Below are 24,817 nucleotides of genomic sequence, written 5' to 3' on the forward strand. Positions count from 1 at the left end.
CGCAAGCGAAAACAAAGATATAGCGAACAGCCCGACCCGCAGGGTAACGCCCGAAATAGAGTTAAAATAACGAAATAAAACAGTATGAAAATAGCCGTAGTAATGGGTAGTATCTCGGACATGCCGGTGATGCAAGATGCCATAGACATCATTAAAGAATTTGGAATTGAGGTGGTAGTAGATATTGTTTCTGCACACCGTACACCAGAAAAACTAGTAGATTTTTCGTCTCAAGCACATTTAAGAGGATTTAATGTCATTATAGCTGGTGCCGGTGGCGCTGCACATTTACCGGGAATGGTAGCATCAATGTCTCCGCTTCCCGTAATTGGCGTTCCAGTAAAATCGAGCAATTCAATCGACGGCTGGGATAGTGTTTTGTCTATTTTACAAATGCCTGGTGGTGTACCTGTTGCTACTGTAGCACTAAACGGTGGTAAAAATGCCGGTTTACTAGCAATCCAGATATTGGGAAGTCAAGATGAAACATTAAGAAATAAAATGATAACATACAAAAATGGTTTACGCGACGTGGTGCTAGCCGCAGCTGCAAAATTAAATTCTTAAGAAGTTCTTAGAATAAGTAGTAATGGTCTTATCGATCATTACTACTTTAATTCGATGATTTTTCACAACAACCTATCTCCCATACGGATTCCCTTTAGCGAAATCTTCAGCCAATAGGTAATTCCACCGAGCCTTGTATTTTCCTTATTCCGCTAAAATTCCTGTTTACTCGCTTTTATTCTTTTCCCGAATTCGCGCGCACTTCCTTCACAAAATCCAAGGTCACCTTAGCCATATCGCAGATTTGCACGTCTGTAAAATCATACTTACTCAGTAAATTTCGCACAATCTCCGTTTTAACTTCTAGCTTTCCTTCTAGCTTTCCTTCTAGCTTTCCTTCTAGCTTTCCTTCTTCCCTGCCTTCTTCCCTGCCTTCTTCCCTGCCTTCTCTTCTTGCTACTAGTCCTTCTTCTTTTGCTTCTTTTCTAGCTTCTTTTCTAGCTTTTTTCTTGGCTTCATTGATCTGATAATAGGTTGTATTCTCTTGATCTCTTCTTCTTTTTACTTCTGTATTATACATAAACTGTTCTTCTTTAGTTAAATTAGTAAATTCTGCTAAATCAAATAATCTTTCAAATACCGTTTGGTTCAAAAACTCCGGTAGATGATTCAATTTGGACAGATGCTTAAGCACATACATCCAATGATCCAAATCTCCGTCTAAGTCCTCGGGTTGCTTTAAGAAAAGATCTAACTCCAAATAGACAAATTCCAATCCCGAATAAAAAACAACACCGCTATCCTTATTACACAAGCAAACATCATGCACATAACCCGATTTTGAATCTGATATTACAAAACCGTCTATAATCGCTACAACCCCTATTGGTGGAATATTAAAATTCCACTTCTGCCTATCTCGTTTCGGCGCTTGATCAGCTATTAATCTACTACTATAATACAACATGCGCTTTTTTAAATTGTATTGGTTGCTTCGTTGCACTTCAATAATATATTTAGACCCATCTTTAGCTGAACAGGTCAAATCAAAAATGACTGTTCCCATATCCTTGGAATCGCCGACATATTCATTTTTATCATACACCATATCTGACAAATGCTTCTGTCCTCTAAAAACGGCATGAAGCAACGACATCAACAGCTCCTTGTTTGGCTCAGAACCAAATATCTTTTTAAATGCAAAATCGGTAAGCAAATCAATATACCTTGCCACAACATCATAGCACTTTGATTATTAGCTATCTAAAAATAAATAACCTGAAGTAAACAACCAAAATATTTAACGTTTTTATTTAAGCCTTCTTCTCCATTGGCATATCTGAATTGAAAACAATAAAAGTTAAATTTTGCTAAATAAATATAGTATTCTTTTTAATAAGTTTTATTACCTTACTTTAGCCACCATTAAACTACTAATTAAGCAAAAAAAACTACTTAACCTCCTAAAACAAAAATTATGAAAAGATTCACCATCAAAAACCTTTTAACATTACTAGTACTATTTTTAGCCCTGTCTTCGTGTAGTTCCGATGACTGTTCTTCTTACGCTGACTCTCCTCCTCTATTTCTCGCAGATCTAAAATTTGAAGATGCCGAAACCGGTGAGAATTTATTTCTTAGCGGAAAAATCACACCCAACGACATCAAACTAATTGGAAGTGATAACAATCGTATTATCAGAAATGAAGGGGTGGCAGTCGAAAATCCAAAACCAACGATAACCTTTAATTTAGGCACAGAACACCAACAAGCTAAAATCTATTGGGAATATACCATTCACGATAAACCAGCCTTTACAATCAGTTTTAATGCTATTGAAACAAAAAGCAATTCTAAGTGTTCTGGATTCCGTCACTATTTTTATCCAGATCACCAGAGCTTAGAAATCAAAGACACTAAAGGAGTGATTATTAAAGAAGGAGAGACGCAATTTGTAATAAAAATTTGATTTAGAATGAATAGTTTTTTAATGATTTTTCAAAGCATAAAAAAAGTCGTATTTTTAGCTTTTTAAAAATCTGTTTAATGACTATACTGAATTCAAAATTTCAAACGGTTCACGACACTGCTCCGTTTACTCAAATAAAAAAATCCGATTACCTTCCCTCTTTTGAAAAAGCCATTGCAGCGACACGTAAAGAGATTGACCATATAGCCGCCAATATCGATGCTGCTACATTTGAAAACACTTTGGAAGCTTTGGCTTTTTCAGGGATGGAATTGGATCGAATATCCCATATTTTCTTTAACTTAAATTCCGCTGAAACCAGTGATGAATTGCAGGAAATTGCACAGGAAATTGCACCCAAACTTTCTGAACTGGGCAACGACATAACCTTGAATGAAGAGCTTTTTGCACGAGTAAAAGCCGTTTATGACAGTAAAGACAACTTGACTTTATCGACAGAGCAAGAGATGTTATTGACCAAAAACTATTTAAGTTTTGTTCGCAATGGCGCTTTGTTAAACGAAGAACAGAAACACCGCTTACGCGAGATTGATAGCTCCTTATCACTATTGTCCTTAAAATTTGGTGAAAATGTACTAAGTGAAACGAACAATTACCAATTGCATTTAACCGATATAGCAGACTTGGCAGGACTACCGGAAGGATCCATAGAAGAAGCCCGTTCACTGGCTGAATCTCAAAATTTAGAAGGCTGGATATTCACTTTGGACTTCCCGAGTTATTTGCCTTTTATAACCTATGCAGACAATAGAAACTTACGAAAAGAACTGGCTATAGCAGCCGGTAGAAAAGCTTTTCAAAACAACGAATTTAACAACGAAGAAAACGTTTTGCAAATCGCAAAACTTCGCCACGAACGCGCCAATGTATTGGGATACCAAACCCATGCTCATTTTGTATTAGAGGAACGAATGGCACAGAATCCAACCAGGGTATTTGAATTTCTAAACGATTTATTACAGAAAGCTGCACCCGCTGCAAAAAAAGAATTTGCGGAACTCCGCGATTTTGCCCGTGAATTGGACCAGATTGACCATTTGGAAAAATGGGATGGCCCCTACTATTCCGAAAAACTAAAACAACAACGTTTTAATCTTGACGATGAAATTTTAAAACCATACTTTCAACTTGAAAAGGTTTTAAACGGCGCTTTTGAAGTAGCACATCGTTTGTATCAACTTCATTTTAAGGAAGTTTTTACTATCGAAAAATATCATGAGGATGTTCAAACATTTGAAGTGACTGATTCAAACAACCGTTTAATCGCTATTTTTTATACAGACTTCTTCCCGAGAAAGAGCAAACGCAACGGTGCTTGGATGACTTCCTTTAAGTCGCAATACATTCAAAATGGAACGGATCAACGTCCACATATATCCATTGTCTGTAACTTCACCAAGCCAACTGCCACCAAACCATCATTATTGACGTTTAACGAGGTCACTACCCTCTTTCATGAATTTGGACACGCCTTACACGGTATGCTCGCTGATACGGTATATCCGAGTCTTTCTGGTACAAATGTCTATTGGGACTTCGTTGAACTACCAAGCCAAATTATGGAAAACTGGTGTTACGAAAAAGAAGCGTTGGAATTGTTTGCCAAGCATTATAAAACCGGAGAAGTGCTACCTATGGACTTAATCGAAAAAATAAAAGAAAGCGCTAGTTTCCAAGAGGGAATGGCTACACTACGTCAAATAAGCTTTGGACTATTAGATATGGCATGGCACGGTCAGGACCCCACAGGAATAACAAATCTAAAAGCTTTTGAAACCGAACAATTTGCCGATACACAACTCTATCCAGACGTGGCAGAAAACGCGATGAGTACGGCATTTTCTCATATATTTCAAGGAGGTTATTCCTCGGGATACTACAGCTATAAATGGGCAGAAGTACTCGATGCGGATGCTTTTGCCTACTTTAAGGAATATGGTATTTTCAATCGCGAAATAGCTTCTAAATTCAAGGAAAACATTTTATCAAAAGGCGGTACCGAACATCCAATGACTCTCTACAAAAAATTTAGAGGACAAGAACCCAATCCGGAAGCTTTGTTGAAAAGAGCTGGATTGTTATAGGCAGCTACGTCAATTCGCACAAATAAACCCAAAAAAGGCTGTTTCAAGATTTGAAACAGCCTTTTTTGTATAAAAGCATAAAAACCATCGTGCCGATGAAATAACAAATCACATCATAAACGTCGGAGGTGTAACGAGCATTTACGGTGGGCAAATAGCATTCAAAAAAAACACTGTAATAAAGCAATAAAGACAAAGCCATTGACCATGAAAGCTGCGCTTCGACACCCTTTATCTCAACCAATACCGCCCAAACAATCCACAACACCAAAGGCATCACCAATAAGTCATTGAGGTAATTCTGAATAAAGGCAGGTAATTCAACTGCCAGTCTCTGTAGGAAATATACACAAGTACCCAACAGCAGTAAGCCTATAAAATATCTATTTGACAATATCCTCATGCTACGATTACTGCTATTACCCACGCAATAAACCCTCCTACCGCCATCGCAATTACCCAGCCGACATAGACGACTTCAAACAAAACACGAACCAACCAAAATCGGTGGTTTTGCATTTTCTTGATCTGCAATTCTATTTTGGAAGGTCCTTTCTCTGCCTCGCGTTTCCGCACTTCTTTAAACTGTTCTTGACGCACCAATTCACGTTGCTTGACAACGGAAAGCAAAGCACCACAGTTGTCACAATGAATCTTATTTGCGTTAAAAGTTCCACATTGCGAACATCGTATATGAACTTGCTCACTCTTCTTCTCTGTAGTCAAAATTAAATTGAAAATTAAATTAAATCCAAAGTTACACCTTTTTTACGCATGACTATCTGTATTTGTTCTCCGTTCGTTTAAAAGCAAAAAGACCGACACTTGCGTGCCGATCTTTTCTAATTTGAAACTAGTATAAATACAACTAATTGTTCAGTCCTCCAGTTCTTTTTGGACTTTTTTGAGCAGGCCATTCTATAGTCTTGCCATCGCTGCTCTTGGGCAAGTTGATTTTTTGACGCGGTACCAGTTCTTCTTCTTGACTGGCTTTATAAGCCAATATTGCAATTAGAATAGCGTTGTTACGAACCTCATCAAATACGATTTTATCATAGGTATCTCTATTGGTATGCCAAGTATGGTTTCCATAACCCCAACTTAAAGCTCCCAACATAAAAGCAGGTATGTTTGCACTTACAAAAGAAACGTGATCGGAGCCACCTGAAGATGGTGATCCAGGAAATGTTGTTTTTAAATCTTTTTTGTAATCTTCTGGTACATCATAAAGCCATTTTCCCAAGAAATCATAGGCATGTAGAAATCCTTGTCCGTTTAAATTGACTATCCTACCCGTTCCATTATCCTGATTAAAGACTGCTTGAATTTTGTCATGCAACTCCGGATGATCTTCTACAAATGCTCGAGAACCGTTAAGTCCTTGCTCTTCACTTCCCCAATTTCCAATTAAAATCGTTCGTTTGTTATTAGGCAATACTTTTTTTAATATCCGGGCAGCTTCCATCATAACGATAATACCCGTTCCATTATCAGTAGCTCCAGTGCCTCCATCCCAACTATCTAAGTGAGCTGATAAGATAACATACTCATCGGGCGTTTCAGTACCCTTGATTTCCGCAATCGTATTGTATGTTTTTGTCTTACCTAAGTTTTTTGAAATTGCTTTAATTTTGATTTTAGGTTTGATTCCCTTTTCCGCCAAACGATATAAGGTACCGTAGTCCTCCAAAGCCATATCAATAGTAGGTATTTTTGTTGTAAAAGCTTCAAAAATTCGATTGGCCCCCATAATCCCCGTCCAAAATGACGATACTATGCCGACTGCTCCGGCATCTTCTAATGCTTTAGGTAAGGTTTTTATGTCATAACCTGTATTTACTATACGCTGATTCCACGAATCGGTCTGACTTTTCTTCAAATCTTGCATTTTCGCAAAAGAAGCAGGCGTTGCATACTCTTTCCATTGTTCTTCCGATCGACCGGTCGGTTGAAGCATCGATATCAAAATAATTTTTCCCTTAGCATTGGGTAGCCATTTTTGAAATTCAATACTATTGTCCACAAAAGGCAATACAATGACCTCGGCTTCTATGCCCTGATCTACAGTTGAAGGATTCCATGCCAATTGGATGGCTTCCAAAGACTTTAAACGGGGCGCTGTCATCTCCACCTGTGTCACTCCTCGCTGCCACGCTCTCCACTCCCCATATTCCTCATTACGTGCATTTATCCCCATTTTGAGGTATTGATCCACCACCCAATCATGTGCTTGCTTCATTTGAGGAGTTCCCACTAAACGAGGACCAATAACATCCATCAATTCAAAAGCATATTGTTCTAATTGTGAATTTTGATTAGCCTCTTTTACGATAGCATCGACGATTGGGTCTTGTTGTTGTGCACAAACTGTCGAAGTTGACAAAATAAATAGAGCAAACGTTAGCCATCTAACGCTTTTATTCCTTGTAACATAGCTAAACATAGGGTGCATTTTTAAAAGGTGAGATTTAAAAGCAGCAAATTAGTAAAAATACCTCGGCTTTTCAAACCTAAAAGTAAAGAAACTATTTATCGAGCAAGCATAAACTGTATTTACTCTAAAAAAGAAAGCCTATTAAATAATTTATGACAATTGTTTAAATAAGAAAAAAACTGGCATTGTTTTGGATAATAATTTATCAATATAAAACCTTAATCATCTCAGTATGAAAAAATTAATTTTAACAGCATTACTTGCACTACCTGTGCTCGGATTTGCACAAGAAAGGCCTAGAGTCGAGAAAAAGAACAGCGAACCAAGAAAATCTAAGGATAAAATCGCCTATATCTTAAATAACCAATTGGTGAGTAAAGCAGAACTCGATAAACTCTCCACAGAGCAGATTACAAAAATCAATATCGTTAAAGAACCTTTTATCAAAGACGGTATAGAGTATATGGGTCAAATTCAAATGGAATCCATTGAGTAGTTCTCGGGAGGGAATTTTTACCTGGAATATATTCTCACTCCAATGCATTAATAATCCATATTTATTTTTATAAGTAACCAATTCCCTTCGAGTCGGTCGTTATATAGAAATAAATATGGATTTTTTTATTTCAGCATTTTCAAATTTTACAATTAGACGTTTTACCCTCAGTAAATTGCGCTAATGTGCTGATTTTTATTAAAAACCCCGGTTTATACCTCCCTTATTTCTGAGTTGGATTTTCAAGATTCTTTTCACTAGTTTCCTCTTTCAAAACTGTCTTGGCGACTTTTCCAATAGAAAGTCCTTGCACTACGATAGAAAACAACACCACGATATAAGTAATCTCTAAAAGCATTTCTTTGTATTCGTTATAAGGTAGTGATAACACTAAAGCAATCGAAACACCTCCACGAATCCCTCCCCAAACCAACACAATCAAGGATCCTTTAGTATAAATTCTATTTCTCGAAAAAACTCTATAGGGTATTAAGATTGACAACATCCTCGAGAATAAAACAACTAATATCGTAATTAAGGCTAACCAAATATGTTTTTCAATATCGGGTAATAACAACAATTCAAACCCGATAAACATAAACAGAATTGCATTTAGGATTTCATCTATTAACTCCCAGAACTTAGTGAGATAGTCTTGAGTTTCGTCGTTCATCGCCACTTTTTTTCCGTAATTACCAATAACAAGCCCGGCAATTACCATGGCCAGCGGACTTGAAACATGTAAGGTTTTGGTCAGCAGAAACCCACCCATAACCAAGGCCAATGTAATGAGTACAGTCACTTTATAATCGTCTATCTTTTTCATTACATGTGAAGCGGAATAACCCAACAGAAAACCTACCAAAACACCTCCTATAACTTCTTGTGCGAAAAACTTAGACACCGACAAAAAGGTGATGTCCACATCTTCACTCAAAGCCAATCGCAAAACTACCGCAAACATAACTACGGCAACTCCATCGTTAAAAAGAGACTCCCCAGTGATTTTTGTCTCTATGGACTTGGGCACTTTTACCTGTTTTAAAACACTTAAAACCACTATAGGATCTGTCGGTGAAATTAAAGTTCCAAACAGTAAACAATAGATAAAGGGAAGTGAAACCCCAAATAAAGGACAGATATAGAACAGGAATCCAGCAATAAAGAAAGCGGAAAGAACTACACTGACAGTTGAATACAACATAATAGCGAGTCGATGTTCACGCAAATCAGCGATATTGATATGCAATGCCCCAGCAAACAACAAAAAATTCAACATGGCACCCATCAATACCTCATCAAAATCAAACTGACTGATCAACTTAAAAAAATCTCGGGTTGCTTCGGGGAAAAGTTGATCGCCAAGCAAACGTATCCCTATAGATACCAATACGGCAATAACCATGATACCGATTGTCGTAGGCAGTTTTAAAAATCGCAAATTCAAATAAGCAAACCAAGATGCCAATACAATAAATATTGAAAAAGTATAATAGAGCTCCATAAAACAGAATCGTTTACTTCAAATTTAGTCAAAAAACAACAAGTAATTACTCCGGATTCGAAGATACTTATTAAGCAGCTACGAGGATGCGACCATGCGACCATGCGCATATAAAAAAAGCAGCCAATAGGGCTGCTTTATATATATAATTCTAGATTAAAAACCGTTTAAAGTCCTTTGTAGTTAGCTAAGAAATGTACCAAAGTACGGATACCGGTTCCGGTTCCACCATGTCCTTTATAATTTTGAGGAGCTTCTGTAAAAGCAGGTCCAGCAATATCGATATGAACATACGGATATTTGGCAAAATGCTCTAAAAACTTACCTGCAGTAATGGTTCCTGCATTACGACCACCAATGTTTTTTAAGTCGGCGATTGAGGACTTTACTTGTTCTTTGTAATCATCCCAGAAAGGCAATAAAGCCAAACGTTCGTGTACTGCAAATCCCGATTTCACTAAAGCTGCCAAAACCTCATCACTTGCATTACCCATAAGGCAGGAAGCACGGTCTCCCGCCACCATTAAGGCTGCTCCAGTAAGTGTTGCAGCATCAATAATCAATTCGGGTTCATATTGATTGGCATAGGCAATAGCATCACCTAAGATCATACGTCCTTCTGCATCGGTATTCAATACTTCCACTGTGGTACCGTCATACATGGTAATTACATCACCAGGTGTATAGGCGTTTCCACCGGGTCTATTATCCGTTGCAGGAATCAAACCGATGATATGTACATTCATTTTATTTAAAGCCGCTGCATAGATAGTACCCGCCATACAAGCTGCACCACCCATATCCGACTTCATCAAATCCATAGAACTCGGTGTCGGCTTTAAACTCAAACCTCCCGTATCATACACCACCCCTTTACCAACTAAAACCACCGGTTTTGAATTGATAGCATTGGCTGGTTTGTATTCCATAATCGTGAAAGTTGGAGGATCAATCGACCCCTTGTTTACAGCAATTAATCCACCCATTTTCAGGTCTTCAATTTTTGCCTTATCCAATACCTTTACGTCGAAATGAGCTTCCTGACCTAATAATTCAATTTCTTTGGCCAATTGTTCCGCAGTCAAAAAACTAACGGGCTCGTTAACCATTGTTCTAGCCCAATATACCGCTTTAATAGTGTGGTTTAAATCACTGATTATTTTAGCGTCAAAAGCACCTTTCAGTTGAATCTGTTTTAAGGCATAGCTTTTCTCTGCTGCATCTTTGAAATATTTTAAAAACTGATAGTTTGACAAAGCTATACCTTCTGTCAAGGCTAGAGCGGCATCGGTACTACCGACTACAGTTAAATTATCTGCTTTTACATCCAATTGGGTGCGTATCGCATATCCAGCAAGCCGCATTTTCTCTAAATCAGCGTTTTCCTTTACAAAAAAGAAATATTGATTGCTCATTTTAACGAAATCACTTTCTTTTTTTGACTTTAAGAATTCTTCTACAAAAGTAGAAAGCCATTCCACATTAGGAAATTCAAGTGTATTTTGTTCCGCACCCAGGACATAAACGACATTTGCCTGAGTTTGGATTTCATTAACCAGTTGTATCATTTTATTATTTATTTTAGAAATACAAATATACCTTTTTTAGACAAAGCTAAAAAACTTCTCGCCAACTATCAATAGCCACCAAACTATCGGAACACTTTCTACCCAAAAGAGGGTGAAATATTTGGTTTGTTGAGGCGAAGCCTTCCATGTAAAAAATAACACCAAGGCTACGATGACCAAATTATTCCATGCTTGTATAGACTGAAACCCGAGCTTAAAAAACTCTAAAAAATAAAATGGAATCAACAATAAGAAAATGAGTCTTTTGGTTTTTTCCATTCCCAAAGTCTGAGGCACGGTTTTTAACTTTTTATCATCAAATTGCAAATCGACGATTTCAAAAATTAAAATTAAGATCAAGACGAGAAAGAAACGTTGCAAAAACTTGATTCCAATATCCTGTGTCAATGCTAATCCGGCATTAACTATCGGCACAATCAGTGTGACACCAGCCCAACAAAACGATACAATATAAATTTTAATACCTGCCCAATTTCGTAAATTTGGAATTTTCGGGTAAATCGGTATCGCATACAACAAGCACAGTAACAACAGTCCTAAAGTAACGAGCTGTGCATTAAACTGCAGCATAAAAAAACTAAAACCCGCAATCGTCAAAGCAATCAGACTCATCGCAATTATCGCTTTCATGTTTTTTGAAAACACGCCTTTTGACTTATAAACCGTTTCGGCATATTTAATAAAATTATAGGAAAAAAGTGTCCCAAAAAAAGCAAGGGCAGATACGACTGTATCAAATGGAATATTGCAAAAATAAAAAGTCATTTGAACCAGTGAAAATACGGCCAACGAAACATGTACACTCCCATTGAGATAGAGGTTGAAAGCAGTTCGGATAGAGTTATTCATAGGGAGACTTCTGTATGAAGCTGTAATTTAAGTACATTTTTAAAATTAGGTTCTATATTCGGTAAAAATATCGGATTTATGGTTATTTTTGTATGCTTAAACACAACTTATCTTTTATAATAGTAGAATGAAAAAAAATGCATTTGCTTTAAGACACATTGGTCCAAGACCGGCGGATTTGGAACATATGTTAAAAACTGTTCAAGTTGACAACATAGAACAACTGATTTACGAAACTTTCCCAGACAATATTCGGTTAAAACAAGATTTACAATTAGACCCTGCTATGACAGAGTATGAGTATTTGGCTCATATTCAAGAATTGGGTAATAAAAACAAAGTTTTTCGTACGTATATCGGAATGGGATATCACGAAGCAGTTGTACCTGCGGCTATTCAAAGAAATATTTTTGAAAATCCAGGATGGTATACCGCATATACTCCATATCAAGCAGAGATTGCCCAAGGTCGTTTGGAAGCGCTTTTAAATTTTCAGACTACGGTTATAGAGTTATCGGGTATGGAAATTGCCAATGCTTCTCTATTGGATGAAGGAACTGCTGCTGCTGAAGCTATGGCTCTTTTATTTGATGTTAGAACCCGTGACCAAAAGAAAAACAACGCAAACAAATTTTTTGTTTCAGAAGCTATACTTCCTCAAACGCTTTCGATTTTACAAACCCGTTCAACGCCAATTGGAATTGAATTAGTAGTTGGTAATCACGAAACTTTTGATTTCTCAGAAGCTTATTTTGGAGCTATATTACAATATCCAGGTAAATACGGTCAAGTTTATGATTACACAGACTTTATCCATATAGCCAAATCCAAAGACATTAAAGTAGCCGTTGCTGCAGATATTTTGTCTTTAGTGACTTTAAAATCTCCAGGAGAGATGGGCGCTGATGTTGTTGTAGGAACTACACAACGTTTTGGTATTCCACTAGGATTTGGAGGTCCTCATGCAGGTTTCTTCGCAACTAAGGAAGAGCACAAACGCAGTATGCCAGGACGTATCATTGGGGTTTCTCAAGATGCGGATGGAAACCGTGCACTTCGTATGGCTTTACAAACTAGAGAGCAACATATCAAACGCGAAAGAGCGACTTCTAATATTTGTACAGCTCAAGTATTATTGGCTGTTATGGCAGGAATGTATGCGGTTTATCACGGTCCTAAAGGATTGGAGTTTATCGCCAATGAGGTTCACACCAAAGCGGTAACTGTTTCTAAAGCTTTAGAAAAACTAGGCTTTAAACAAAAGAACAGCGATTTCTTTGATACGATTTTGATCGAAGCCAATTCGGCTAAAGTTCGTGCCATTGCAGAACATTACAGTGTAAACTTTAATTATATCGACGAGCAAACACTTTCTATTTCCTTAAACGAAACGGCAAATTTAAGCGACATCAATACGATTGTTGAAATTTTTGCAGAAGTTGCTGACAAGGATTTCTTTAAGATCACCGAAATCGAAACCGGTGTTCATTTTGCAGAAAGACTAGCTAGAAATACACCGTTTTTACAACATGATGTGTTTAATAGTCACCATTCTGAAACGCAATTAATGCGTTATATCAAAAGATTAGAGCGTAAAGATTTGGCTTTAAATCAATCGATGATTTCTTTAGGATCTTGTACGATGAAATTGAATGCTGCTGCTGAGATGCTTCCTTTAAGCAATCCGCAATGGAACAACATTCACCCGTTTGCGCCTGCTGAACAAGCAGAAGGCTATATGACCATGTTAAAAGCTTTAGAAGAGCAATTGAATGTGATTACAGGATTTGCAGGTACCTCTTTACAACCAAACTCTGGTGCACAAGGAGAATATGCCGGTTTAATGGCCATCCGTGCTTATCACCATGCCAATGGAGATTTTCAAAGAAACATCGCCTTAATTCCAGCTTCTGCTCACGGAACCAACCCGGCTTCTGCTGCAATGGCAGGAATGAAAGTTGTAGTTACTAAAACTACGGAAGAAGGTAATATCGATGTGGAAGATTTAAAAGCTAAGGCGGAATTACACAAAGATAATTTATCTTGTTTAATGGTAACTTACCCATCTACTCATGGAGTTTATGAAAGTGCTATTACCGAAATAACAAATATCATTCATCAAAATGGTGGTCAAGTCTATATGGACGGTGCCAATATGAATGCCCAAGTTGCCATGACAAATCCAGCCAATATCGGAGCTGACGTTTGCCACTTAAACTTACATAAAACTTTCGCTATTCCACATGGTGGAGGTGGACCAGGGGTTGGACCAATTTGTGTAGCACCACATTTAGTTCAATTCTTACCGTCAAATCCTTTGGTAAAAACCGGAGGCGAAAACGCAATTACTTCTATCTCTTCGGCTCCTTATGGTTCGGCATTGGTTTGTCTGATCTCTTACGGTTATATCGTGATGTTAGGTGCTGACGGTTTGAAAAAAGTAACGGAACAAGCTATTTTAAATGCCAATTATATGAAAGCCCGTTTAGAAGGTCATTACGACATTCTTTATACGGGTGAAAAAGGAAGAGCCGCTCACGAAATGATCGTAGACTGTCGTCCATTTAAACAAAACGGAATTGAAGTAACCGATATCGCAAAACGTTTAATCGATTACGGTTTCCATGCACCAACGGTATCTTTCCCTGTGGCTGGAACACTTATGATTGAACCAACAGAAAGTGAAAGCGTTGAGGAATTAGACCGCTTCTGTGATGCGATGATTTCTATTCGTAAAGAAATTGCCAACGCAACAGCAGAGAATCCGGTAAACGAATTGAAAAATGCGCCTCACACTCTAGCTTTATTAACTGCTGACAACTGGGATCTACCTTATTCAAGAGAAAAGGCAGCCTACCCAATAGAACACGTAGTGGATAATAAATTCTGGCCTAGTGTTCGTCGTATTGACGATGCATACGGAGATAGAAACTTAGTTTGTTCTTGTGCTCCTATCGAAGCATATATGGAAAACTAGTCGAAAACCGACTTCAAAATAACTTTTAAGGACCTCTAATCGGGGTCCTTATTTTTTTAGCTTTTATTTTTGCTTTTATTTAGACTAATTATGAATAATGATTATATTTGCATCTTTATTAATCATTTCCCCCTAAATAAAAGAAACATGTTCCCCCCTAAAAAAACTTTTTTTAACTGGCTTCTTGTACTTTTACTATCCCACAATTTAACTAGTGCGCAAGATAAAATTGCGATTGGAGAAACCCGTGAACTGCAGTCCAAGATACTTCATGAAAATCGAAGCCTACAAATTTACCTTCCCCCATCCTATCAAAATTCAAAAATTCAGCAGGCCCACTATCCCGTTATTTATTTATTAGATAGCGAAACTAATTTTCACTATCTGACGGGCTTTATCGAAAAAATTTCGCAGGGGCCCTATGCCTATATTCCCGAAATGATTGTAGTAGGTATCGTCAATACCAACCGCTCCAGAGACTTAACTCCCACCCCTATAATCGATAAAAAAACCAAACAACTAGACACTAAAAACTCCGGTGGCAATGAGGCTTTTATCTCTTTTATACAACAAGAACTGTTCCCATGGGTCGATAGTCACTACCGCACTGAAAACTATAAAATACTAATCGGTCATTCCTTTGGTGGAATCACGGCTTTAAATATACTGCTGCATCACACCAAAATGTTTAATGCTTACCTGGTACACGATCCGAGCATTTGGTATGATAATCAGCTTGTTTTAAAACAATTTGAAGCAAGTACTACAACCGACTTATTAAAGCGAAAGCTCTATCTAACTCAAGCCGGAGAACCATTTAATAACACCGAACTCAACGATCATTTTACATCCAACAAAAAATTTAAAGCTTTGTTGGATAAGGGTAAATTCCAAAATTTAAAATGGCAATTTCAACAATATGAAGCGGAAGATCACGGAAGCATACCGATTATTGGCAATTTAGATGGTTTACGATATATTTTTAAAGCACATCAAATCAATATCAAAGCGGTAGCCACACAACCCGATCTAATCAAAAATTCTTACCGTAAATTGAGCGAAGACTTAAATTTTCAATTTCTTCCCACGGAAACCTATATCGAAAAAGTTGCTCGCTATTTGATGCGTATAGGCAAAATGGAACAAGCTCTTGGCTATCTCGAACAAAACCTCAGTAGTTTTCCACACAGTCCGCAAGCCCATTATTCTTTGTATGAATATTATATACAAATCCAGCAAAAAGAAAAAGCTGAAGCTTATTTAAGTGAAGCTTTAACCTTGGGCTATCCTTCTAATTAATACAATCTACATCATGTCGAGGAAATCAAAACCCACGTGGAAACAACGTGCGAAAAAAATACTGGGTCAACTTCACTTATGGCTGGGATTACTCTCTGGAATTATTGTATTTATTGTATCCATAACCGGAGCTATTTACGTTTTTAATGAAGATATCACACATTTTACCAGAAGTCATGTTATTTATCATGGCGAGCAAAGCATCGAAAATAAAAAACCGCTACCTGTATATGAGTTGCAACGTATCGTCAACGATTATGTTCAAGAGGAAATATCGTCAGATGATGTCACTATACCCATTGATAAAAATCAATCTTATCAATTTGGTTTTAACAAAACCAATCGCAAGGGCTGGAATTATTTCGACACTTATTTAATTTACAAAAATGCTTATGTCAATCAATATACCGGTGAAGTACTAGGAGTTTATAACATTCGAGAAAACATTTTCTTTTTTACGATGATACTACACCGCTCCTTGTTGCTTAATGCGGGAATTGGAAGCTTAATCGTAGGAATCGCAACAATCATTTTTACGCTGATGTTGATTACAGGTATAGTATTGTGGTGGCCGAAAAATAAAAAGGCTGCCAAACAACGGATTTGGTTTCGCTGGAAAAACATCAAAGGGTGGAAGCGAAAAAACTATGATTTACACAATATACTCGGATTTTATGCATCGCTTATAGCCATGATTGTAGCCCTTACAGGTTTGTGTTTATCGTTCCGCATTTTAACTAGCGGCATTTATATGTTGCTCTCAGGAGGCACCGGAGATTACCCCAATTTTGATCAGTATAAAACCACCGCTCCGGAATCGGTAGAAACACTACAGACCATCGAAGAAATTATAGAAAAAGTACGCTATTATTATCCCGATGCCGCTTCCTTCGGATTAGATTTAGAGGATCATTCTCAAGGCGATCACCATCACGATAATTTAAGTATTTATGTAAAGAACTCCCCATTTACTTATTATGACAATCACTTATTGATATTTGATGAGCATTCGGGAGACTTATTGTTTAATAGACCCTACCAAGACCAAACGTTGGCCGAAAAAGTAGTCGGCGCCAATTACGACATACATGTTGGTGGTATACTCGGCTTTGGCGGTAAACTGCTGGCGTTTGTATCGAGCCTTATTTGTGCCTCATTGCCGATTACCGGATTTCTAGTCTGGTGGGGTAGAAAAAAGAAAAAAAGAAAGACAATTACAACACAGTATCATGAAAAATAGATTTATAGTTGCCTTAACGCTTTTGACTGTCTGTAGCTATGGTCAAACAGAAGCGCAAATAGACAGTATTTTAGCCATACATAACATACAATTGGGCGAAGTGCTCATTACCGCAAAGAAACCGCTGTTTAGCCAAAAATCGGATAAGATGATTTTTAATGTTGAAAACAGTGTTTTATCTGAAGGAAGTAATGTGCTCGATTTGTTGGCCCGTGCGCCCGGAGTCGTTGTCGGACAAGATGGCGACATATCGCTACGCGGTAAAAGCGGTGTGAGTGTGATGATTAATGGTAAGATGACCTACCTCTCTCAGAAAGATTTGGCCAATATGCTCAAATCCACCACATCGGGTGCCGTAAAACACATCGAAGTAATCACCAATCCTTCGGCAAAATACGATGCTGCTGGTAATGCCGGTATTGTGAATATCGTTTTAAAAACGGCACAACTAGAAGGGCTTAATGGTACGATATTCACCAATTATGGCCGTGGTCGTAAAAACAGAACCAACTCGGGATTTAGTTTAAATTATTCCAAAGCGCGTGTGAACGTGTTTGGAGATTACAGTTATACTTTTAGAGGAGAAGAGGAGCGCAAAACTTTTAAACAAGATTTTTACAACCCAGCGCAACCTTCAATTCTAGAGCGACATACTTTACAGCGCAATACTACCGATGAACCGTTAACATCAAACAATTTTAAATTTGGTGCGGACTACGCTTTAAGCACCAATAGCCAGATCGGCTTTTTAGTCGATGCGAAACTCGGTCGCTATGAAGATCGAGTAGGTGGTAGAAACAGCCTATATAACGGAAAACAACTATTACTAACCGATGCTTTAACCCGAAATCACAATAAAGAATCTTGGAATGACCTTACATACAGTATCAACGGTAGGCATCAATTTAATGAAAAAGGGCTGTTGTTGAATTTCGATATTCAATACAAGAACAACAGCTTTAATTCAAATCAACTTCAACAGGCCAACTATTTACAAATCGACCCCGAATCGACTGTAGAGTTGCGAGATAGACGGGGTCAAATCCCGTCTTCCTTAGAGGTTTGGGATGCTACCGTTGATTTGGTTGTTCCGTGGAATGCCAAAAACAATTTGGAGTTGGGCTGGAAATCAAGTATCAAATCTAATGATAATCCTTCTACATACGAATTTCAAGAAAGCGACCATTGGGTTATTGACCCAAGCGCAACCAATCACTTCGTATTTAAAGAGCAAATCCACGCCGGTTACGCCAATTATAAATTTCAGGGTTCCCGGTTTCATTTTCAAGCTGGCCTACGAATGGAATACACCACTATCGATGGTGAACAGCGCATTTCCAATCTGAAGAATACGGATGATTATATAAAATTCTTTCCTAGCCTATCCATGAAATACGAACTTAACGACCAAAATGCCTTTCATACTTCTTATAGCAAAAGAATTAATCGTCCCAGTCACTTTGATTTGAATCCGTTTCGATTTTATGATGATCCTTTTAATTATTGGTATGGAAACTCCGATTTAATTCCGGAAATAACGCATTCCGTAGAACTGGGATACAGCTGGAGAAACTGGCTTATGAGTTCTCTGTATTTTAGTCAAACCAACAATGTAATGACCGAAGTTTTCGATTACGATTCCCTAACCAATACCACCGCTTCGACTCAAAAGAACTTAGACCATTCGTATAATTACGGTATCAATATAACCAGCTCTGTGAACTTATTTTCCTGGTGGTCTATGAGTAATTTATTTAATGTTTTTGAAAACCGTTACCGCGGAAATTATAAGGATATGACTATAGATACCAACAAGGCTACTTTTACTCTAAGTTCGCAAAATGCCTTTCAAATAGCAACAGGTTTTCAAGCAGAAGCCAACGGTCAATATCATGCGAAATCCAATATTGGACTCTATGAAAGAGCCGCATATTTTGATTTAACTCTCGGTTTATCCAAGCAAATTTTAAATGAGAAAGGCAGTATAAAACTGTCGCTAACCGATGTTTTAAGAACGCGTAATTACGAGGTTATTTCCCATATGCCTAGCTCAACCATTAGCAAAAATTACAGCTTAGATAGCCGAATTGCAACCCTGTCTTTTACCTATAAGATATAAAGTACAATTCGATTTTTGAAACTGTACTACTCCTGCGAGGTCTATTTATAGGTCTCGCTTTTTTTGGCTAAAGATTAAAAAATGCGGTAAAGTCAGCACTTTACAAATAAGATACAAACACTATACAAACACAGCACAACTAAAAACCGGTATATTAAATATCTAATAAAAATGATACAAACCGCTTACAAAGACAGTACAAATATCATACAAAGGCCTCAATACTACGCTTGTGTGATACGAACCCGTAGGTATAGCAACAGCCGTTTGTCAAACACAGCAAATCAGGCGTAAAAAAGAGGCTATTTCCTAATTCGAGGCGCCGCTGTTTTTACCGTATTTTCACTTAAAAACGGATATGTACTTGGTTTTAACGGTTTAATTATAATCGTAAAAAACGAAGAGGCTACCCTTTTGAGATAGCCTCTTTATTAAAATAAAAATACTTTTTTGGACAAACTTAGAAGAAATAGCGAACTTTTCCCGAGAAACTTCGACCGGGTTTTTGCAAGCTAAAATTGTCGTAAACCAATTTATCCCAGAGGTTCCGGCATTCAAAAGTAAATTGAAATTTTTCTTTTTTACCCAAGGTATAGGCAGCCATAAAATCGTGTGTAATCTGTTCTGGAATAAGTCTTTTTCCGTTGTTTTTATCTCCTTGACTCGGCCATAACAAATAAAACTCATGGATATACATCATGGAATATCCAAAGGTCAAATTATCGTCTTTCCCCGTCCATAAGTCCTTTAAGGTATAAGAGGCATCTAGATTTCCGTAAAGATAAGGTACGTTGGGCAAACGGTCTTTATACACTATGCTTTGTACCCCTTCAACATATTTAGTATTGTTTAGCATTTTTTGGTAGGTACCGTTAATGCCGATAGAAAATTGATCTTTATACAAATACCTCCACTCCGCTTCAATACCATAATTTTTGACAGCAGCTAAATTTTCAGACATTTGATAGTTCTCTTTAAAATCCAGTTTTTGTCGGATAAAATCTTTAGAATCTCTATAAAAAAGGTTGGTATCAAAAATCACTCGGTTATGGGAAAAAGGCCATTGAAAATTAAATCCTAAATTATAATTTTCGCTCACTTCAGGTCTTAGATTGACATCGCCAATAATGTTGATCATATCTCCAAAAATCTCACTATTATCCGGAAGTCTGATTGCTTTTTCAAATGAGGCTTTCAATTGAAAATTGTCGTGAATAAAGTAAGAAGCCGTTAAACCATACCCATATTCGTCATACTTTTTTTCAAATTCTTGATAAGCGATGTCACCCCATTTTCCACTAGGATTATAGGATTGACTGTATTTATTAATTTGATTGTAGTATTTGACAAATGCCGAGGCGCTCCAAGTATTGTTCGGAGTAAATTGATAGCCCAAGCCCGAGATGTTTTTTGTTGTTTTTGCCGGTTGTTCGTATTTCTGCGCTTCGGGAAACAGCTCATCACTACCCTTTCTATTGAATAAATTAATGGTGTTACTCAAGGAGATTCCATGGTGTTCCTTCCATTGGTAGTTTAACGAGGAAGACAGCATACCGTTGTTGTTTTTGAATTTATACATCGAATAATCCCTTTCACCGCCTTTTTTCTTATTTTGCAACTGGTAATCGATATAGTCACCCGTCCAGCCATATCTTCTGTATAGGGTATCTATATTTTGTTCCGTTCCCAAATTGTAATTTGCATTGACATTAAAATCCAATCCAGCGATTATGAAATCCTTTTTTTGATATACAAAAGTTGGCATCACAATATTCCCTCGATGATGCAAGCCTCCAAAAATTGTTTCCATACGAGCTCCGGTTTGGATTTCCTTATAACTTTGCCCCAATGTAATTCCAAACGCGAGTTTATCGGCAAACTTTTTATTGACAAAACCAATTTGACCAATAAAAGTCTCGTTGTGATACTGATCGTGAAAACGCTTTAATTTTTTATTCTTTTCAATCAGTTTTCCCGAATTCAAATCGTATAAATCGACTTGAACCTTATAATCATTATCGGAAAAATTTTGGAAGGCATTGATTTGAGTAAAAAACCCATTATCCGTTGCATAAATAAAATTAACATTAGAACGGTGTGTATTGAAGGATCCATAGGAGTAGGACATGTCCAAGCTGGTTTTGCTAAAATTATTGGTGATAATGTTAATCGCTCCCCCTAAGGCATCGGAACCCAAACCAACCGGAACAACTCCTTTGTAAATCTCGATTCGTTTGGCCAAATTAATCGGAATATTATTAAGTTGAAAAGCCGAACCGAAATTATCCATTGGGATTCCATCTAAAAAAAACTTGATTTGATTACCTCCATAACCGTTAAGTGCGAAATTCATTGTGGACCCCACTCCGCCACTTTCTCTTACGCGCATACCCGATACTTTGTTCAGCGCATGCCCAATATCCATGGTGGTATTATGCAACTTGACAGCATCGACAACAGCAACATTAAAGGCTTTTTCCTTGACCTGTTGAATTTGATCTTTGGCCGTTATATTAATTTCTGAAAGCGTACTTACTTTGCTTTCCAAACGAATAGCCAAGACCACACTTACATTTTTAAGGCTGATTTTTTCAGAATAAGTTTCATAACCGATGTCATTTACATCCAACGTATAATCGCCATTTTTCACATTATTAAAACTGTATTCTCCTTTACTGTTGGTTTCAGAAAATTTATTGGTTTCTCTTAAAACAACCATAACTTTAGATACAGCAACCCCATCTTGATCGCTAACCTTGCCCGAAATCTTTATGAATTCCTGCGCAAAACTCGTTTGGATTGCCACTAAAAGCAAAAAGACAATCCACTTCATCTGTTTTTTCATCCTGATTTTTTTTAGTCTATTGGTGTGAAACTTAAAAACAAAACAACTCACAGTGGAGTTGTTTTGTTTAATAAAATCTATAAATTACTCCGCAGATACTTTTGAAATAGCGGTAATTCTACCACCTTCTACTTTCAGTCCTCTGGTAGCAGTTGCAGCTACAGCATCAAATTTATATACATAGGCACCCTCTGGTGCATTGATACCCACATATACCGTTTTACCGTCCATTGGAGCATAATCACCTTTAGTCGCAAAACCGCTGTCTTTTAAATTTGACGGTAAGCCAGTCACCCATTGGAAGGTTTTGTTGTAAACATTAATAGCCGCAAATTTGATTTCATCATTATTGGAAGCCTTGTCGTTAATCATTCTTGCAATAAAGTTACCGTTACCTGCATATTTGAAATCAACTATATATGCACCACCTGAAACCTGTTCTAAATTAAAAAAGTAGTTTTTGTCAAAATCTATGGATTTCCCATCAATTTTTACGATAGCAGAAGGTTTTGTAGTCAACAACTGGTCTTGATCTCCTTTGACATTGGCAGAAGAAAATCCATAAGCATCTCCTTTCTCGTCACGCACCAAACCGTTTAAGTAATATCCGCCTAAATAGCTGGTTCTATCGTCTGTTATCACTTTCTCTAAGGTCATGCTCGGATAAGAATATACTGCAGCCCAGGTCGTATTTGGAAAAGAAGTTCCCCAAACATCACCACCAGCAACGCCGCGAATACTCATATACGGAGCAATTAATTTATTTCCTACTAAGGTAAAACCAGTGAAATGTGCACGCTCTCCGTTATTCGCTAGTTGTACTATATCTATAGCACCACTATTGACAATTTCATTCTTTTCTGTACTCACATTAAACCATCGCGCTTCTGTCTGCCCTGATCGAGGCACTTTACACAACATAATATCGCCACCAATTTCCGAAATCACCTGTACGGTTTCCGTTACAAAATCATTGGTTTTAGTCAATTTACCACTGGTACTTAAACCATATGTAGTTACAGCTCCTGGTCCGCCTTGCCCGTATAACATACTGTAAAACTTGTTTTTTACCGTTAAGTAATAACGATAACCATCTTGTTCAATTCCGTTGCCCGAAGTCGTGATACTACCGCTTTCTAAACTTTCAGCCGTCAATAAATAATCGGCTGTATCCGAGAACTCAACCGGTACAGCGGCAATTACATACCTTTCCTCTCCCTTTTCAATTGGAATTACTAGATTACTATCGTCACTTTTATCACAAGATGTCGTAATTACTCCCATCAAAAGCATCGCAAATACACTGAATTTAATTCTTTTCATTTGTTTTATGTTTATTTAGACTTAATTTTAATAGTGCAAAACTATTAGTTAAAAATCGCAAAACATAATTTTTTACTCATTTTATTTTAAATAAGTCTTAATAAGAATATAAATAGATATTTGCCTTTTTAACTACTTATTTTACAATGACAAATAGTGGGTTTATGTCGGAAAATCACAACAATTAAGAAAAACTAAAAATTCAAAAAAACTTAGCCTCAAACTATAAAACACATTAAAAAAACACAGCTCATTATAAATGTGGTAGTTATAAGTCATTTTCAATTTTAATAATCATAACTTCAAAATGCGTTTTATAAAAAAAAACTGTCTTTGATTACAAACTAGAAATTAATTACTACATTTATATATAATGAACGATTTATTTATCTCTAAACCTCTTATAATTAAAAACTATTTTAGGCGTTAACATATCAAATTCAACAAAAAAACATGAGCGTAAGAATAATTGGTTCGGGATGCTTTGTTCCCAAAAACGCGGTAACAAACAAAGATTTCGGAAAATTCGATTTTAGGGATGAACACGGAACTGTATTAAAGCACTCAAATGAAGTTATTGCTAGAAAACTTCAAGAGATTACAGGTATTGAAGAAAGACGTTATGTCGACGACGACAAACTGACTTCGGATATGGGCTTTTATGCGGCTCAAAAAGCGATTGAAACAGCGAATATTGACCCTGAAACTTTAGATTATATTATCTTTGCACATAATTTTGGCGATGTCAAAAAAGGGGCTATACAAACCGATTTACTACCCACTTTAGCAGCAAGAGTAAAACACAATCTGCGAATTAAAAACGCAAGATGTGTGGCTTATGATGTTTTATTTGGATGTCCTGGTTGGCTGGAAGGATCGATTCAAGCAAAGGCTTTTATCGATGCTGGAATTGCCAAAAGATGTCTGGTTATCGGAGCAGAAACCCTATCTCGAGTGATTGATTTACACGATCGAGATTCGATGATTTATGCCGACGGTGCTGGTGCAACTATTTACGAATTTAGCGATGAAAAAGGCGGTATATTGGCTCATGAAACGGGTTCATTCACTTATGATGAAGCCTTTTATTTATTCTTTGGAAAATCATACAATCCCGATTTAGATCCCGATACGCGTTATATAAAAATGCACGGCCGTAAAATCTATGAATTCGCTTTACAACAGGTTCCTCAAGCCATGAAAAGCTGTTTGGATAAAAGCGGCGTAGCCGTTGATGATGTCAAGAAAATCATCATACATCAAGCCAACGAAAAAATGGACGAAGCCATTGTTTCTCGATTTTACAAGCTATACAATAAAGAAGTTCCTAAAAACATCATGCCTATGAGTATTCATATGCTAGGCAATAGCAGTGTAGCTACCTTACCTACTCTATTTGATATGATTATGCGCAATGAAATGATCAATCATCAATTCAGTAAAGGCGATGTAATTCTCTTTGCTTCAGTTGGTGGCGGGATGAATATCAATTCCATGGTTTATCAGTTTTAAATAGTCTACAGTGAGCAGTTGCTCGTCAGTAGAGCACAGCAATATATGA

At 37.2% G+C, this 24,817-nt stretch carries 18 protein-coding genes; 9 read left to right on the forward strand and 9 right to left on the reverse strand.

Going from position 1 to position 24,817, the window contains the following annotated elements; translation table 11 throughout:
- The first annotated feature begins 84 nt into the window (after positions 1 to 84).
- Positions 85 to 567: a 5-(carboxyamino)imidazole ribonucleotide mutase gene (gene purE / locus KO524_RS00565; protein ID WP_219288138.1), complete on the forward strand. Its 483-nt coding sequence runs from the start codon at positions 85 to 87 to the stop codon at positions 565 to 567.
- 175 nt (positions 568 to 742) lie between these two features.
- Here the strand turns inward: purE and KO524_RS00570 are convergent, their stop codons facing one another.
- A complete protein-coding gene (locus tag KO524_RS00570) occupies positions 743 to 1,741 on the reverse strand; it encodes an Rpn family recombination-promoting nuclease/putative transposase (protein ID WP_219288140.1) in 999 nt (332 codons plus the stop codon).
- A gap of 243 nt (positions 1,742 to 1,984) precedes the next feature.
- Between KO524_RS00570 and KO524_RS00575 the strand changes: the two genes are divergently transcribed.
- Positions 1,985 to 2,476: a hypothetical protein gene (locus KO524_RS00575; RefSeq protein ID WP_219288142.1), complete on the forward strand. Its 492-nt coding sequence runs from the start codon at positions 1,985 to 1,987 to the stop codon at positions 2,474 to 2,476.
- 77 nt (positions 2,477 to 2,553) lie between these two features.
- Positions 2,554 to 4,581, forward strand: coding sequence for a M3 family metallopeptidase (locus KO524_RS00580; RefSeq protein ID WP_219288144.1), 2,028 nt, complete (start codon positions 2,554 to 2,556; stop codon positions 4,579 to 4,581).
- A 43-nt stretch (positions 4,582 to 4,624) separates the two neighbouring features.
- On the opposite strand, the gene KO524_RS00585 is transcribed toward KO524_RS00580, so the two are convergent.
- The 3 genes from KO524_RS00585 to KO524_RS00595 form a co-directional block, all read right to left on the reverse strand.
- Positions 4,625 to 4,984: a hypothetical protein gene (locus KO524_RS00585; RefSeq protein ID WP_219288146.1), complete on the reverse strand. Its 360-nt coding sequence runs from the start codon at positions 4,982 to 4,984 to the stop codon at positions 4,625 to 4,627.
- Positions 4,981 to 5,307, reverse strand: a complete 327-nt coding sequence (locus tag KO524_RS00590; RefSeq protein WP_219288148.1) for a hypothetical protein — start codon at positions 5,305 to 5,307, stop codon at positions 4,981 to 4,983. Before KO524_RS00590 ends, KO524_RS00585 begins: the two co-directional genes overlap by 4 nt.
- 142 nt (positions 5,308 to 5,449) lie before the next feature.
- A complete protein-coding gene (locus KO524_RS00595; protein ID WP_219288150.1) occupies positions 5,450 to 7,024 on the reverse strand; it encodes a M20/M25/M40 family metallo-hydrolase in 1,575 nt (524 codons plus the stop codon).
- Positions 7,025 to 7,247: 223 nt separating this feature from the next.
- On the opposite strand from KO524_RS00595, the gene KO524_RS00600 reads away from it, so the two are divergent.
- A complete protein-coding gene (locus KO524_RS00600) occupies positions 7,248 to 7,511 on the forward strand; it encodes a hypothetical protein (RefSeq protein ID WP_219288152.1) in 264 nt (87 codons plus the stop codon).
- Positions 7,512 to 7,734: 223 nt separating this feature from the next.
- Here KO524_RS00600 and KO524_RS00605 read toward each other — a convergent pair whose 3' ends face one another.
- From KO524_RS00605 to KO524_RS00615, 3 genes are all read right to left on the reverse strand, one after another.
- Positions 7,735 to 9,015 carry a sodium:proton antiporter gene (locus KO524_RS00605; protein WP_219288154.1) on the reverse strand — a complete coding sequence of 427 codons (1,281 nt, stop codon included), beginning with the start codon at positions 9,013 to 9,015 and terminating at the stop codon, positions 7,735 to 7,737.
- Positions 9,016 to 9,182: 167 nt separating this feature from the next.
- The gene (locus KO524_RS00610) at positions 9,183 to 10,583 is read right to left on the reverse strand and encodes a M17 family metallopeptidase (RefSeq protein WP_219288156.1); all 1,401 of its coding nucleotides are present in this window, start codon (positions 10,581 to 10,583) and stop codon (positions 9,183 to 9,185) included.
- Between the two features lie 36 nt (positions 10,584 to 10,619).
- The gene (locus KO524_RS00615) at positions 10,620 to 11,453 is read right to left on the reverse strand and encodes a hypothetical protein (protein ID WP_219288157.1); all 834 of its coding nucleotides are present in this window, start codon (positions 11,451 to 11,453) and stop codon (positions 10,620 to 10,622) included.
- A gap of 187 nt (positions 11,454 to 11,640) precedes the next feature.
- On the opposite strand from KO524_RS00615, the gene gcvP reads away from it, so the two are divergent.
- From gcvP to KO524_RS00635, 4 genes are all read left to right on the forward strand, one after another.
- On the forward strand, positions 11,641 to 14,430 hold the full coding sequence (gene gcvP, locus KO524_RS00620; RefSeq protein WP_370629707.1) for an aminomethyl-transferring glycine dehydrogenase: 2,790 nt from the start codon (positions 11,641 to 11,643) through the stop codon (positions 14,428 to 14,430).
- A gap of 147 nt (positions 14,431 to 14,577) precedes the next feature.
- Complete coding sequence (locus tag KO524_RS00625) at positions 14,578 to 15,729, forward strand: alpha/beta hydrolase-fold protein (RefSeq protein ID WP_219288161.1); 1,152 nt, start codon at positions 14,578 to 14,580, stop codon at positions 15,727 to 15,729.
- 13 nt (positions 15,730 to 15,742) lie between these two features.
- A complete protein-coding gene (locus tag KO524_RS00630; protein ID WP_219288163.1) occupies positions 15,743 to 16,969 on the forward strand; it encodes a PepSY domain-containing protein in 1,227 nt (408 codons plus the stop codon).
- On the forward strand, positions 16,959 to 19,088 hold the full coding sequence (locus KO524_RS00635) for a TonB-dependent receptor domain-containing protein (protein WP_219288165.1): 2,130 nt from the start codon (positions 16,959 to 16,961) through the stop codon (positions 19,086 to 19,088). The genes KO524_RS00630 and KO524_RS00635 overlap by 11 nt, the downstream gene beginning before the upstream one ends.
- Positions 19,089 to 19,548: 460 nt before the next feature.
- Here the strand turns inward: KO524_RS00635 and KO524_RS00640 are convergent, their stop codons facing one another.
- Positions 19,549 to 21,933: a TonB-dependent receptor domain-containing protein gene (locus KO524_RS00640; protein ID WP_219288167.1), complete on the reverse strand. Its 2,385-nt coding sequence runs from the start codon at positions 21,931 to 21,933 to the stop codon at positions 19,549 to 19,551.
- Positions 21,934 to 22,017: 84 nt separating this feature from the next.
- Positions 22,018 to 23,256, reverse strand: a complete 1,239-nt coding sequence (locus tag KO524_RS00645) for a DUF4374 domain-containing protein (protein WP_219288169.1) — start codon at positions 23,254 to 23,256, stop codon at positions 22,018 to 22,020.
- 453 nt (positions 23,257 to 23,709) lie between these two features.
- Between KO524_RS00645 and KO524_RS00650 the strand changes: the two genes are divergently transcribed.
- On the forward strand, positions 23,710 to 24,768 hold the full coding sequence (locus tag KO524_RS00650) for a 3-oxoacyl-ACP synthase III family protein (protein ID WP_219288171.1): 1,059 nt from the start codon (positions 23,710 to 23,712) through the stop codon (positions 24,766 to 24,768).
- The last annotated feature ends 49 nt before the right edge of the window (positions 24,769 to 24,817 follow it).

The organism is Flavobacterium sp. NKUCC04_CG (assembly GCF_019345525.1).
Classification (GTDB): Bacteria; Bacteroidota; Bacteroidia; order Flavobacteriales; family Flavobacteriaceae; genus Flavobacterium.

Coding starts and splice junctions, on each gene's coding strand:
- KO524_RS00575 (WP_219288142.1), top strand. CDS start 1,985: ATGAAAAGATTCACCATCAAAAACCTTTTAACATTACTAGTACTATTT.
- KO524_RS00580 (WP_219288144.1), top strand. CDS start 2,554: ATGACTATACTGAATTCAAAATTTCAAACGGTTCACGACACTGCTCCG.
- KO524_RS00585 (WP_219288146.1), bottom strand. CDS start 4,984: ATGAGGATATTGTCAAATAGATATTTTATAGGCTTACTGCTGTTGGGT.
- KO524_RS00600 (WP_219288152.1), top strand. CDS start 7,248: ATGAAAAAATTAATTTTAACAGCATTACTTGCACTACCTGTGCTCGGA.
- KO524_RS00630 (WP_219288163.1), top strand. CDS start 15,743: ATGTCGAGGAAATCAAAACCCACGTGGAAACAACGTGCGAAAAAAATA.
- KO524_RS00625 (WP_219288161.1), top strand. CDS start 14,578: ATGTTCCCCCCTAAAAAAACTTTTTTTAACTGGCTTCTTGTACTTTTA.
- KO524_RS00615 (WP_219288157.1), bottom strand. CDS start 11,453: ATGAATAACTCTATCCGAACTGCTTTCAACCTCTATCTCAATGGGAGT.
- KO524_RS00595 (WP_219288150.1), bottom strand. CDS start 7,024: ATGTTTAGCTATGTTACAAGGAATAAAAGCGTTAGATGGCTAACGTTT.
- purE (WP_219288138.1), top strand. CDS start 85: ATGAAAATAGCCGTAGTAATGGGTAGTATCTCGGACATGCCGGTGATG.
- KO524_RS00610 (WP_219288156.1), bottom strand. CDS start 10,583: ATGATACAACTGGTTAATGAAATCCAAACTCAGGCAAATGTCGTTTAT.
- KO524_RS00650 (WP_219288171.1), top strand. CDS start 23,710: ATGAGCGTAAGAATAATTGGTTCGGGATGCTTTGTTCCCAAAAACGCG.
- KO524_RS00645 (WP_219288169.1), bottom strand. CDS start 23,256: ATGAAAAGAATTAAATTCAGTGTATTTGCGATGCTTTTGATGGGAGTA.
- KO524_RS00640 (WP_219288167.1), bottom strand. CDS start 21,933: ATGAAAAAACAGATGAAGTGGATTGTCTTTTTGCTTTTAGTGGCAATC.
- gcvP (WP_370629707.1), top strand. CDS start 11,641: ATGTTAAAAACTGTTCAAGTTGACAACATAGAACAACTGATTTACGAA.
- KO524_RS00635 (WP_219288165.1), top strand. CDS start 16,959: ATGAAAAATAGATTTATAGTTGCCTTAACGCTTTTGACTGTCTGTAGC.
- KO524_RS00605 (WP_219288154.1), bottom strand. CDS start 9,015: ATGGAGCTCTATTATACTTTTTCAATATTTATTGTATTGGCATCTTGG.